General features: G+C 73.9%; 11 protein-coding genes. 8 read left to right on the top strand and 3 right to left on the bottom strand.

The window, feature by feature from the left end:
* The first annotated feature begins 27 nt into the window (after window positions 1–27).
* Genes ABZ321_RS48945 through ABZ321_RS48930 form a run of 4 tightly spaced genes read left to right on the top strand, consistent with a single transcriptional unit; the run spans window position 28 to window position 4191 of the window.
* Complete coding sequence (locus ABZ321_RS48945; protein ID WP_354903260.1) at window positions 28–759, top strand: hypothetical protein; 732 nt, start codon at window positions 28–30, stop codon at window positions 757–759.
* A 52-nt stretch (window positions 760–811) separates the two neighbouring features.
* Window positions 812–1363, top strand: coding sequence for a sigma-70 family RNA polymerase sigma factor (locus ABZ321_RS48940; protein WP_344498997.1), 552 nt, complete (start codon window positions 812–814; stop codon window positions 1361–1363).
* Window positions 1356–2117, top strand: coding sequence for a hypothetical protein (locus ABZ321_RS48935; protein ID WP_354903258.1), 762 nt, complete (start codon window positions 1356–1358; stop codon window positions 2115–2117). Before ABZ321_RS48940 ends, ABZ321_RS48935 begins: the two co-directional genes overlap by 8 nt.
* A 31-nt stretch (window positions 2118–2148) precedes the next feature.
* Window positions 2149–4191: a methyl-accepting chemotaxis protein gene (locus ABZ321_RS48930; RefSeq protein ID WP_354903257.1), complete on the top strand. Its 2043-nt coding sequence runs from the start codon at window positions 2149–2151 to the stop codon at window positions 4189–4191.
* Window positions 4192–4460: 269 nt separating this feature from the next.
* Here ABZ321_RS48930 and ABZ321_RS48925 read toward each other — a convergent pair whose 3' ends face one another.
* Both ABZ321_RS48925 and ABZ321_RS48920 read right to left on the bottom strand, forming a co-directional pair.
* The gene (locus ABZ321_RS48925; protein WP_354903256.1) at window positions 4461–4946 is read right to left on the bottom strand and encodes a GNAT family N-acetyltransferase; all 486 of its coding nucleotides are present in this window, start codon (window positions 4944–4946) and stop codon (window positions 4461–4463) included.
* The gene (locus tag ABZ321_RS48920; RefSeq protein WP_354903254.1) at window positions 4943–5824 is read right to left on the bottom strand and encodes an alpha/beta hydrolase; all 882 of its coding nucleotides are present in this window, start codon (window positions 5822–5824) and stop codon (window positions 4943–4945) included. Before ABZ321_RS48920 ends, ABZ321_RS48925 begins: the two co-directional genes overlap by 4 nt.
* An 81-nt stretch (window positions 5825–5905) precedes the next feature.
* Here ABZ321_RS48920 and ABZ321_RS48915 point away from each other — a divergent pair, with 81 nt between their 5' ends.
* The 4 genes from ABZ321_RS48915 to ABZ321_RS48900 are packed head-to-tail and all read left to right on the top strand — an operon-like array spanning window position 5906 to window position 10063.
* Complete coding sequence (locus ABZ321_RS48915; protein ID WP_354903252.1) at window positions 5906–6478, top strand: PadR family transcriptional regulator; 573 nt, start codon at window positions 5906–5908, stop codon at window positions 6476–6478.
* Complete coding sequence (locus ABZ321_RS48910; protein WP_344498985.1) at window positions 6475–7194, top strand: ABC transporter ATP-binding protein; 720 nt, start codon at window positions 6475–6477, stop codon at window positions 7192–7194. Before ABZ321_RS48915 ends, ABZ321_RS48910 begins: the two co-directional genes overlap by 4 nt.
* On the top strand, window positions 7191–9863 hold the full coding sequence (locus tag ABZ321_RS48905; RefSeq protein WP_354903251.1) for an FtsX-like permease family protein: 2673 nt from the start codon (window positions 7191–7193) through the stop codon (window positions 9861–9863). Before ABZ321_RS48910 ends, ABZ321_RS48905 begins: the two co-directional genes overlap by 4 nt.
* 59 nt (window positions 9864–9922) lie before the next feature.
* On the top strand, window positions 9923–10063 hold the full coding sequence (locus ABZ321_RS48900) for a hypothetical protein (RefSeq protein WP_344498981.1): 141 nt from the start codon (window positions 9923–9925) through the stop codon (window positions 10061–10063).
* Window positions 10064–10106: 43 nt separating this feature from the next.
* On the opposite strand, the gene fusA is transcribed toward ABZ321_RS48900, so the two are convergent.
* The gene (gene fusA / locus ABZ321_RS48895; RefSeq protein ID WP_354903249.1) at window positions 10107–12089 is read right to left on the bottom strand and encodes an elongation factor G; all 1983 of its coding nucleotides are present in this window, start codon (window positions 12087–12089) and stop codon (window positions 10107–10109) included.
* Between the last annotated feature and the right edge of the window lie 203 nt (window positions 12090–12292).

Genomic DNA, 12292 nt, shown 5'->3' with positions numbered 1-12292 from the left:
CCGGTGCCGCGGGACGAGGCGCGCTCGGTGTGGCCGCGCACCGAGAAGATCCTCACGATCGGCTCGGCCGTCGTCGCCGTGCTGGCCGTGGTCGTCTCCCTGTGGGCGGCGAACGCCGGCAACAACCGCGTCGACCAGGGCCGCGAGGACGACCTGCGGGCCAGGCTGCGCGACGACATCACGAAGCTCGGCGAGCTGGACAGCACCCTGCGCGGCGACGCCGGTGACCGGCAGGCGGCGTCGCTGCAGCTCGGCGTCCACGCGATCGAGGCCTGGGAGCTCATCAAGGAGCTCGGCCCGCAGCACGTCTCGCCGGTCGACCTGGCGCTCACGGCGCAGGCCCTGGCGGCGTCCGGGATCATCGCCGACGCGCGGACGGCGATCGACCTGGCGCTGGGCCGGCCCGCGCCCGAGGACGTGCGGGTCATCCTGCTGACCAGCGCGGTGTCCGTACACCACCAGACGGGCGACCTCAGGCAGCTGCGCGAGGAGTCGCAGGAGCTGGTCACCATCTACACGGCACGGCTCGCGCGGCAGCGGACCGAGGGCAACGCCTACGCCAACCTCGGCGAGGTCTACATCGCGCGCGTCCGCTACGTGTGGGGCTCGTCGGAGGCGTCGTACCGCAACTGCGACCTCGCCCGGGCGCAGATCGACGAGGCCGACCGCCTCGCCGGGGGCGTCGACCCGCCGGTGGCCGGCATCGAGGACTTCCGCCGCTCGGCGGGGCAGCTGCTGAAGGCGAACTGCCCGGCGTAGCGGTTGGACGGATTCCGGCGTCCGGTGCTCTCCCTGAAGGAGGGAGGATCGGATGATCGATACGACGCACGAACTCGGGGTGGCACCCCCGGACTTCGCCGAGTTCTACCGGCGGGACGCGCCGGGGGTGCAGCGGTTCATGTGCGCGTTCGCCGGTCGGGAGCTCGGTGTCGAGGCGACCGCGGAGAGCTTCGCCAGGATGCTGGAGCGCTGGCCGCAGCTGCGGCGGCTCGCCGACGCGCAACGACGCGCGTATGCGCTGACGACCGCGAAGAACTACGTGCGCCGGGTGGCGGTGCTCGACGCCCGGTTCGAGCTGCTCGACGACCAGCACGACGTCGGACGGGCCGACAGCGACCTGGACCGGGTCACGGACAGCACGGGGCTGGTGCAGGCGGTGCGGCGCGTGATCGACGCGCAGCCGACCCGCCGCCGGCAGGTGGCGCTGCTGTTCTTCCTGCACGACGACACCACGGCGGACATCGCGCGGCTGCTCGACATGAGCGAGTCGACGGTCCGCAGCCACGTGTCGGCGTTGCGCAAGCTCCTTCAACCGTACGTGCAGCGGTTCCAGCAGTTCACGGAGGCGAACGGCGATGCCTGACCAGACCGACCCGACCAGAGAGCTGATCCGGCGCGCGTACGCCGATCTCTCGTACAGTGGCGACAACGACTTCGACGGTGACCTCGCGGACGTGGTCCGGCGCGCCGGCCGCCCCCGCGTGCAGGACGACACCGCCGACGTGGTCACCCTGGCGCCCCGCCGGTCGCGGCGCCGGTTCGCGGCCGTGGCCACGTTCGCGGCGGCGGTCGTCACGATCCTCGGCGTCTACGCGGCGTCGGCGGGAGTACGGCCCGGACAGAGCGTCGGCGCGCCGACGCCGAACGGCAGCCTCACAGCGACGCCTGGTGCCACCGAGGAGCCGGGCGGGACACCGACGCAGGCCAGCGCGACGCCACCCGTGTCGGTGCCCTCCGTTCCCCAGGTCCTGCCGTCCTCGTGCGCGTCGTCGTGGGTGATGGAGCTGGCCGGCACCACGTTCAAGGTCACGGAGGCGCGGGGCAGCTGCCCGGCCCTGTCCCTGGACCGGATCTGGCTGCTGGACGCGCGGAGCGGCAACGGGCGGGTCGCCCCCGGCGACGCCGTCCTCTGGACGATCGTGCCGGTGGACGGCGGCAAGGGGTCGGTGCAGCCGCCCTTCACGTTCCGTCCGGGCGGCTGGCCCGGCCCGGTGGCCGGCCACACCTACGAGGTGATCTACGTGTCCCAGGATCTGGCGCCCCAGCCGAAGCCCGGCGACGACGCCGCCGCCGCCTACGAGACCGCGCTCAGCATCTCCAGGACCGTGATCGCATAAGGTCCGGACGCCCGGTGCCGAACTGGTCATCGTGGGTCCCAACGTACGCCGGTCGACCCGCCTGCTGCTTCCTGTAGCGGGCGGGCTCGCCGGTCTCGCGGTCGCGTTCCTGGTGATGCAGCTGATCACCACCGGGGCGTTCGAACGGCTCGAGGCGCGCCAGGTCGCCCAGGACGCCGACCGGATCCGGATCGGGCTGAACTCGCAGGCGGCGCTGCTCACGGCGTTCGGCGCCACGAACGCCGTGTGGGACAACGCCTACCACGACGTCGGCAACAGCGACAAGGCCGGCTTCGCCGCCGACTTCCCGCCCGAGGCGCAGAGCTCGGCCAACGACATCGACGGCATGTTCGGCATCGGCGCCGACGGCACGCTGCGGGTCGGCGGCATGACCACCGACCAGCCGACGCACGGGACCCCGCCGCCGCAGCTGCGCGACCCGGCGGTGCTCAAGCAGCTGTTCGACCCGTCCGCCGCGCCCGGCGTGTCGCGGTGCGGCGTGGTGTCGGCGGACGCGCCGTACCTCTTCTGCGGCGTCGGCACGTTCCTGAGCAGCGGCGAGGGCGCCCCGTCCGGTGGCATAATCATGCTCAAGCGCCTCGACGACGCCCGGGTGGCGCGCCTCTCCGAGGCCCTCGACCTGCCGCTGCGGCTCGCCCCGCGGGCCCGCTCCGGCGCCGACCCGCAGCCGGCGCTGCACAGCGAGCTCGGCGACCTGCGCATCACCACCAAGGTCCTCGGCGCCGACCACATCGCGGTCGACGCCGTCATCGACTCTGTGAACGGCGACAGCATCGTGCTGGAGGTCGTCGCGGCCCGGCCGATCCACGCCGCGGCGAGCGCGACCGCGGTGAAGCTGTTCGCGTTCGTCGCGGTCGCGACCGTGCTGCTCGTGATCGGGATGCTGTGGGGGGTACGGGCGGCGCTGCGCAGACGGGTCGGGCCGCTGCGGCGCACGACCGAGCAGATCATCGCCTCCGGCGACCACCAGCTGCGGATCAACCCGACCGGCACCGACGACATCGCCGTCCTCGGCAGGGCCGTCGACGCCATGCTCGACTCGTTGCAGGAGCAGGAGCGCAGCCTGGCGGAGGAGCGCGCGACGAAGGAGGCGCAGCTGCTGACGACGAACGTGCGGCAGCAGCTGGCCGAGCAGACCGTCCGCCGCCGCGCCGGCGAGGTCATCGACGAGACCAGCGCGTCGGCGCTCGCCGAGCTGCGCACCGTGATGAGCGACGCCGCCGACGTGCTCACCGCCGCCGACGCGATCGAGCAGCAGGCGACCACCGCGGACCGGGTCACCCGCACCGTCGTGAACCGCGCCGCGGACGCCGACGCCGTGATCCAAGCCGTCACGACCAGCCTCGGCCGGGTCGACGGGATCGCGAACCTGATCGCGGGCGTCGCCGGCCAGACGAACCTCCTCGCCCTCAACGCCACCATCGAGGCGGCCCGCGCCGGCGAGGCGGGCCGCGGCTTCAGCGTCGTGGCGGGCGAGGTGAAGAACCTCGCGACGAAGACGAAGGAGTCGACGGGCGACATCACCAGCACCGTCGAGGCCCTCGGCGCCAATGCGACCGCCATGGCCGGCGTGATCACCGACATGAGCCAGGGCGTCAACGCCGTCGGCGGCGCCACCGCCGAGCTCACCGCGGTCGCCGCCCGCCAGCGCGCGTCGGTCGAGCAGCTCGTCGGCGCGGTGCGCGCCGCGATCTCCCGCATCGAGAGCCTGGCGCAGGTCACCGACCGCCTGGAGCGCCGCCGCCACAACCGCGCCGCCGTCGAGGGCACCGTCCTGCTCGGCCACGGCACCATGCAGGCCGAGGCGGACCTGCTGGACCTGAGCGTCTCCGGGCTGCGCTGCGCGGCGAAGTCCGGCTGGCGGCCGCCGCTGGAGTCCGTGGTCGACCTGACCCTGACGCTCGGCACCGAACGGCTCCGCCTGCAGGGCCGCGCGGTGCGGCACCTGGACACCGACACCGCGGGCGAGGTCGGCATCGAGTTCGTGAAACCGCCACCGCAGACCGTCGCCACGATCGCCCGCTACATCACCACGTTGCTCGGCGAGGAGTGACCCCGGCGGCGGGCACTCCGCTTGAACCGACCGTACATCATGCCTGCAAATCGCCCTCACACACAGCGATCCGCCGCAACCCATCGTAGTACCACGCAGGTCAGCGACACGAATCCGAACGGCTGTTCCTGCGGCGATGACCAGCTACGGCGCCCCGGTGCGCGTGGTGGACTCTGGGTGAGGCGCGTCCGGGCACGGTCTCCGCGGTGGCCGGTGGGGGCGCTACGGGCGTGGCGGGAGGCTCGCGGCGTACATCGGCGGCAAACGATTCACGGGGAAGGCTGGTCATCCGGGAGGGCGGCGAGGATGGCGTCGCGGGTGGGGCGGCGGTCGATCTCCATGAAGCGGCCGGGGCCGGCGACGGGTTCGAAGCCTGAGCGGCGGTAGACCTCGTGGGCGTCCCGGGTGGCGAGCAGGAAGCGTTGCAGGCCGGCGGCGGACAGGTCCTCGACGATGCTGTCGACGAGCCACTGGCCGAGACCGCGGCCGCGGTGGGCGGTGTCGACGAACACGTCGCAGATCCACGCGAAGGTGGCGCCGTCCGTGACGGTCCTGGCGAAGGCCACCTGGGTGTCGTCGTGCCAGACGCTGTACGGCAGCGAGCCGGCGATCGAGCGGGCGATGACGTCGCGCTCGCGGCCGAGGGCCCAGTAGGACTCCTCCGACAGCCACCGGTGCACGCGGACGATGTCGACGCGGGTGGCGTCGCCGGTCAGGACGTAGCCCTGGCGGGTCCGGTCGGTCCAGTTGGTCACGGGGTGGCCTCCGATCGCAGCCAGTGCAGCGCGGTGTGGGCGTGGCGCATGACGGTGATGTGGCCTTCCGACGCGATGATGCGCACGGTGGCGCCCGGGGCGGCCGGAGCACCCGGAGCGGCCGGAGCACCCGGAGCGCCTGGCAGGGCGGCGGCGAGGCGGGTCGCGTGGACGCTGGGCACCATCCGGTCGGCGGCGCCGTGCATGAGCAGGACCGGGGCGGTGACGGCGGCGAGCGGAAAGCCCCACGGTCGCACGTACGCCAGGTCGTCGTCGACGAGCGGCGCCGGGCCGTGCGCCACGCCGGCCGCTACGACCTGCTGGAACCAGGACCAGTCGGTGTCCAGCGCGGTCCAGTCGGCGGGGTTGAAGCCGATGTCGGCGCCGTCGCCGGGGCGGGCCGCGTGCGCCTCCTTGGCGGCGCGGCCGTCGAGGGCGGCCCGCAGCGAGGCGACTCCCCCGTCGGCCATGCCGTCGAAGTAGTCCGAGTCCGCCGTGTACGGGCTGAGCGACGCGATGCTCGCGACGGCCGTGACCCGGTCGGGCAGCAGCGCCGCGCAGGCGAGGGCGTGCGGGCCGCCGCCGGAGTGCCCCATGACCGCGAACCGCGAGACCCCGAGCGCGTCGGCGACCGCGGCGGCGTCACCGGCGGCGGAGGCGACGCTGCGGTCGGGCCGCGGGGTGGATCCGCCGTAGCCGGGCCGGTCGTAGGCGATCCAGCGGATGCCGAGCGGCTCGGACACGTCGAACAGCGGCGACGGCGGCGCCCCGGTGTTGGGTGTGCCGTGGTGCCACAGGACCACGAGGTCGCCCTTGCCGGTGTCGTACGCGTGGAGTGTGCGCCCGTCGTCGAGCGGGATGTCGATCTCTTCCCCCATGTGCACCGACCCTAGCCGTCCGCCCAGGCAAGCGGCGAACGGGTTGCGGGAAGGCATACCGGGTATGCATACTCCGTATTCATGTCCATCAAGTACGGTCTGCTGGCGCTGCTGCAGCGCGGCACGATGTACGGCTACCAGCTGCGGACCTCGTTCGAGGAGTCCACCGGCGGGACGTGGCCGCTGAACATCGGACAGGTGTACACGACCCTGTCGCGGCTGGAACGCGACGAGCTCGTCCGGTCGCTGCCGGAGCACGACGGGGGGCAGCGGCCGTACGAGATCACCGACGCCGGGCGCGCCGAGCTCGCCGCGTGGTTCGCCACCCCGATCGGCCGCGGCGACCGCCCCCGCGACGAGCTGGCGATCAAGCTGGCGCTCGCGCTGACCACGCCGGGCGTCGACGTGCCCGGCATCATCCAGAAGCAGCGGACCGCCACGGTGCGGATGCTGCAGGAGTACACGCGGATGAAGCAGCGCGCGAGCGGCCCGGCCGACCTGTCGTGGCGGCTCGTCCTCGAGTCGATGATCTTCCAGGCGGAGGCCGAGGTCCGGTGGCTGGACCACTGCGAGGCCAGCCTCGCCCGGCACGCACCCCTTCCCACGCCGGCCCCGCAGGCGGCACCCGTTCCGGAGAAGGAGAAGACGACATGAGCGTGTTGGAGCTTCGGGACGTGCACCGCACCCACGGGCAGGGGGAGGCGACGGTCCACGCGGTCCGCGGCGTGTCCCTGACGGTCCGGCCGGGTGAGCTGATCGCGGTGATGGGGCCGTCCGGGTCGGGCAAGTCGACGCTGCTCAACCTCGCCGGCGGGCTCGACTCGCCGACCCGGGGCGAGGTCGCCGTCGAGGGGACCGTCCTGGGCGGGCTCGGCCGCAAGGCCCTGGCCGCGCTGCGCCGGCGCCGGATCGGCTACGTGTTCCAGGACCTCAACCTGCTGCCGAGCCTCACCGCGGCGGAGAACATCTCGCTGCCGCTGGAGCTGGACGGCGTCGGGGTTCGGCGGGCCCGACGGGCCGCGTTGACGTCCCTGGCGGAGGTGGAGCTCGAGGGGTACGCCCAGCGCTTCCCCGACGAGATGTCCGGCGGGCAGCAGCAGCGGGTCGCGATCGCCCGGGCGCTCGTCGGCGAGCGGCGGCTCATCCTCGCCGACGAGCCGACCGGCGCCCTCGACTCGACCACCGGCGAGGCGGTGCTGCGGCTGCTGCGCGCGAAGGTCGACGCCGGCGCCGCCGGGGTGCTCGTCACCCACGAGGCCCGGCACGCGGCCTGGGCCGACCGGGTGGTGTTCCTGCGCGACGGCGTCGTCGTCGACACCTCCGGCCCCCTCGCCGAGCCGGAGCAGCTCCTGGACGGGGCCGCATCGTGAGCGGTTTGCTGGTGTCACTGCGGATCGCCCGGCGGGAGGCGCGCCGGGCGAAGGGCCGCACCGCGCTCGTGCTGTCGCTGATCCTGCTGCCGGTCCTGGGGCTGTCGTTCGCCGCCGTCACCTACGACATGTTCACCCTCACCCCGGCCGAGCAGCTGGACCGTGACCTGGGCCGGTTCGACGCGTTGGTGCACTGGCCGTTCGCGGGCACGATCACCCAGGACGTCCAGGGCTACGGCATGATGGACGCGGGCGACGGTGGTCCGTCGACCCCGACCGCCGAGGGGCTGCTGGCGTTGCTGCCCGCCGGGTCCCGCATCGCCCGGATCGACGAGCGCGACGTGTACCTGGCCGGCGCGACCGGTGAGCAGAAGCTGCGGGGGCACCAGCTCGACCTCGCCGACGCCTCGTACGGCGGCAAGGTGTCGGTCCTGCGCGGCGCGCCGCCCGCCACGAGCGCCGAGATCGCCCTGAACGCGGCCGCCATGGAGCTGCTCGGCGCGCGGCTCGGCGGGACCGTGCGGCTGCGGGACCGGGGCGACGTCAGGGTCGCCGCCGAGTTCGAGTTCCCCGACAACCTCCGTCCGCTCGCCGTGCTGCGCCCCGGCACCCTGCCCGTGGAGCCGCCGGGCAGCAGCACGACGTGGCTGGTCGACGCGCCCGCCCCGGTCACCTGGGAGCAGGTGAAGGCGCTGAACCAGCACGGGATCGTGGTGCGGTCCAGGGCCGTCGTGCTCGACCCGCCGCCGGACGCGCCGTCGTGGAAGACCAGCGACGGCGAGGTGTTCCGGCTCGGCATCCTCGTCTTCGGCCTCGGCGTCCTGGAGGTCGTGCTGCTCGCGGGGCCGGCGTTCGCGGTCGGCGCCCGCCGCCGGCGGCGCGAGCTGGCCCTCGTCGCCGCGAACGGCGGCACCCCGGCGCAGCTGCGCCGCATCGTCCTCGCCGACGGGGTGCTCCTCGGCGTGGTCGCCGGCGTGGCCGGCACGGCCGTCGCGATCGTCGCGGCGTTCGCGCTGCGGGGCGTGTTCGAGGAGCACGTCTCCCACGCGCGGGCCGGCGGCTACCGGGTCTACCCGCAGGCGCTGCTCGGCATCGCCGCACTCGCGTTCGTCGCCGGGGTCGGCGCGGCGCTCGTCCCGGCGTTCACGGCCGCCCGCACCGACGTGGTCGCCGCCCTCGCCGGCCGGCGCAACCGGACCGGACCGGGCCGCCGCTGGCTGGTCGTCGGGGCGTGCACCATCGGCGCCGGGGCGGCCGTCGCCGGGTACGGTGTCGCCGCGGTCGACGCGACCGTCGTCATGGCCGGCCTCGTCCTCGCCGAGCTGGGCCTGGTCGTGTGCACGCCGTCGCTGGTCGGGCTGCTCGCCCGGCTGGGCCGGCGGCTGCCGCTGGCGCCCCGCATCGCGGTGCGGGACCTGGCCCGCAACCGGTCCTCGACCGCGCCGGCCATCTCCGCGGTCATGGCCGCCGTGCTCGGCGCGGTCACCATCGGCGTGTACCTCGCCAGCGACGTGCAGCGGCAGCTCGACATGCAGGTCAAGGCGCTGCCCGACGGGTACGCGGACATCACCCGCGGGTGGGGCAACCACGGCGAGCGGGCCGAGCCGCTGCCGACGCCGCGGCTGGTCGAGGCGGCGACGTCGACGCTGCCGGTCACGCGGACCGTCGAGCTGCGGGGGCCCGGGTGCGCCCCGCCGGCCACGGCCGACGCCTCGTGCTGGATCACCCCGGTCAAGCCGGTGCACCGGCGCTGCCCGTACCGGCCGGGCGAGACGACCAAGGAGCAGGAGCGCAAGGCGGCCCGCGACCCGCGCTGCCGCCAGGACTCGTACATGATGAGCGGCGGCGCCAACGCGACCACGATCGTCGACGACGGCTCGACGTTGGGCGTGGTCTCCGCCGCGACCGGTGACGACCTCGCCCGGGCCGAGGCAACCCTGCGCGCCGGCGGCGTCGTCGTCGCCGACCCCGACCTGGTCGAGGACGGCAAGATCATCCTGGCCGTGCCGGGCAAGGACGACCCCGACGGGGAACTGCACACCGTCACCGTCCCCGGCTACGTCAGCACGACCGCCGTCTCCCGGATCTTCGTCGCGCTCTCGCCGGAGGCCGTCGCCAAGGCCGGGTTGACCGTGGAGGTCAAGGGCATCGTCGTGGCCACCAGCCGGATGCCGACCAGGGCCGAGATGGGCGCGTTCAACGCCGCCGCCGAGGCGCTCGGCAACAACTACCACGGGTCGGTGGCGGCGCCGTACCAGCCGGACTCCACGGTCACCCTGATCGTGCTCGCGATCGTCGCGGGGGTCATCGCGCTCGGCGCGGCGGGCATCGCGACCGGCCTGGCGGCCGTGGACAGCCGCCCGGACCTCGCCACGCTCGGCGCCGTCGGGGCCTCACCGGGGGTCCGCCGGCGGTTGACGCTGAGCCAGGCCGGGGTGATTGCCGGGGTGGGCTCACTGTTGGGGGCCGTGGCCGGGTTCGGCGCCGGGTGGGCGGTGCTCGCCGCGCTCAACCGCAAGGCGCTGACCGAGTGGCCCAGCGACGCACTGTTTCCGCTGGTGGTGCCCTGGTTGAACGTGCTGGTGGCGGTGCTGGTCGTGCCGCTGGTCGCGATGGCGGGCACCGGCCTGCTCACCAGGGCCCGGCTGCCGATCGAACGGAGGGTCTGATCTCCTGGAGGTCGCCGGGCCACGCTAGGATGTCCCGCAAGTCCGAATAGGGAGATCCCGTGACTTCCGACGAAGAGCCCGAAACGTCCGAGTTCCAGGACGGCGGCGCCAGCGCCAACGGTTCCGGAGCGCTGATCCTCTTCGGGGTGATCGGTGTGCTGGTGATCGTCGGCTTTCTGTACTCGGTGATGAGCCGCTGACGTCGTGGGGCGCCCGCCATACGGTGGGCGCCCCACTTGGCGTTCAGCCGGTGCCGTCGGGCGCCTGCTGGTAGCCGGCCGGCCGGGTGGTGAACGTGCCCCGGCCCTGGGTGCGGCTGCGGAGCCGGGTCGCGTAGCCGAACAGTTCGGCCAGCGGCACCGTCGCCGTCACCACGACGGTCCCGGCCCGGGTGGTCGAGTCGGTGACCCGGCCACGGCGGGCCGCGAGATCGCCGAGGACCGCGCCCACGGTGTCGTCGGGGGCGGTCACGGTGACCTCGGCGACCGGTTCGAGCACCGCGAGGGTGCTCTGCCCCAGCGCCTGCCGCAGGGCGAGCCGGCCGGCGGTGCGGAAGGCCAGCTCGGAGGAGTCCTTCGGGTGGGTCTGGCCGTCCACGAGCGTCACGTGCACGCCCGTCACCGGGTGACCGCCGAGCGGGCCTTCGAGCAGCGCGTCGCGGCAGCCGGCCTCGACCGCCTTCACGTACTCCTTCGGGACCCGCCCGCCGACGACCGCCGACGTGAACGCGAACGGCTCGTCCGACGGGGCAACGTCGATGAGCACGTGCGCGTACTGGCCGGCGCCGCCGTCCTGTTTGACGTGGCGGAACAGCACGCCGCCGACACCCGACACGACGGTCTCGCGGTAGGAGACCTGGGGGCGGCCGACGTTGACGGTCACGCCGGCCGTCTGGCGCAGCTTCTCCACGGCCACCTCCAGGTGCAGCTCGCCGAGGCCGGACAGCACCGTCTGGCCGGTCTCCGGGTCGCTGCGCACCGACAGGGACGGGTCCTCGTCGACGAGCCGGGCCAGCGCCACCGACAGCCGGTCCGTGTCGCCGGCGACGCGGGCCTCCACCGCCACGGAGACGACGGGCTCCGCGGTCGAGGCGGCCTCCGGTACCAGCGGCGCATCCGGCGAACAGAGGGTGGCGCCCACGCCTGCGTGCTTGACGCCGACGAGCGCGACGATGTCGCCCGCGGCCGCGCCGTCCAGGTCGGTGTGCCGGTCCGCCTGGACGTGCAGGATCCGGCCGACGCGTTCGGCGCGGCCGGTGCCGGTGTCCAGCACGGTGGCTCCCTTCGTGATCTGGCCGGAGTACACGCGGACGTACGTGAGGCGCCCGGTCGGCGCGGCGTGCACCTTGAACACCAGGCCGGCGAACGGGGCGTCCGGGGTCGCCGGGCGCTCCGGGTGGACGGGCGGGACGTCCAGCGGTGACGGCAGGTAGGCCACGACCGCGTCGAGCAACGGTTCGACGCCCCAGTTCTTGTACGCGGACCCGCACAGCACGACGACACCGGCCCTGGTGTTCGTCAGGTCGCGGAGCGCGTCGCGCAGCGTGGCGTCCTTGAGGGCGCCGTCGGCCACGAACTCCTCCATCGCCGTGTCGTGCAGGTCGGCGACGGCCTCCTCCAGCGACCGCCGGTGCCGGTCGGCGCCGGCCGGGACGCCGGTCTCGGCCATCACGCCGTCCACCCACCTGAAGGCGCGGCGCGTCACGAGGTCGACGACGCCGTCGCCCGTCGCGAGGGGCAGCTGCACGACCAGCGGCGTCACCCCGAGCCGCGTCCGGATGGACCCGACGGCGGCGTCGAGGTCGGCGCCGGCCCGGTCGAGCTTGTTCACGAACGCGATCCGCGGCACGCGGTGCAGGTCGGCCTGCCGCCACACCGACTCGGTCTGCGGCTCGACCCCGGCGACCCCGTCGAACACGACGACGGCGCCGTCGAGGACGCGCAGCGAGCGCTCCACCTCGGCGGAGAAGTCGACGTGGCCGGGCGTGTCGATGAGGTTGATCCGGTGGCCGTCCCAGGTGCAGCTGACCGCCGCGGCGAAGATCGTGATGCCGCGCTTGCGCTCCTGGGCGTCGAAGTCGGTGACGGTGGTGCCGTCGTGGACCTCGCCCTGCTTGTACGTGGCGCCGGTGCGGAACAGGATCCGCTCGGTGGTGGTCGTCTTGCCGGCGTCGACGTGGGCGAGGATGCCGATGTTGCGGGTCTGGTCCAGGCTTCTGGTGTGCACGGCTCTGCGGCCTTTCAGGGAATCTGAACAGGGCAGCGCGATTACCCCGCCTCGATACGGGCAGGGTCCGGCCGGTGCAGCCGCGCGGGCTTACACCAGCGGGCGGGAAGACACCAGGATCACCTCGTGCCGGGACTGGGGGACGACGACGCGGTAACGCATGGCGGTCTCCTCCCCCTTCCTCAGCACGGTCCGGCGATCAT

Source organism: Dactylosporangium sp. NPDC006015, assembly GCF_040614215.1.
GTDB classification, from domain to species: domain Bacteria; phylum Actinomycetota; class Actinomycetes; order Mycobacteriales; family Micromonosporaceae; genus Dactylosporangium; species Dactylosporangium maewongense.
The sequence above is the reverse complement of the archived record's forward strand: the minus strand, read 5'-3'. Positions and strand labels throughout refer to the sequence as shown.

Excerpts from the sequence above, each read along its gene's own strand:
- ABZ321_RS48935 (WP_354903258.1), top strand. The coding sequence starts at position 1,356 with ATGCCTGACCAGACCGACCCGACCAGAGAGCTGATCCGGCGCGCGTAC.
- ABZ321_RS48915 (WP_354903252.1), top strand. The coding sequence starts at position 5,906 with ATGTCCATCAAGTACGGTCTGCTGGCGCTGCTGCAGCGCGGCACGATG.
- ABZ321_RS48940 (WP_344498997.1), top strand. The coding sequence starts at position 812 with ATGATCGATACGACGCACGAACTCGGGGTGGCACCCCCGGACTTCGCC.
- ABZ321_RS48920 (WP_354903254.1), bottom strand. The coding sequence starts at position 5,824 with ATGGGGGAAGAGATCGACATCCCGCTCGACGACGGGCGCACACTCCAC.
- ABZ321_RS48910 (WP_344498985.1), top strand. The coding sequence starts at position 6,475 with ATGAGCGTGTTGGAGCTTCGGGACGTGCACCGCACCCACGGGCAGGGG.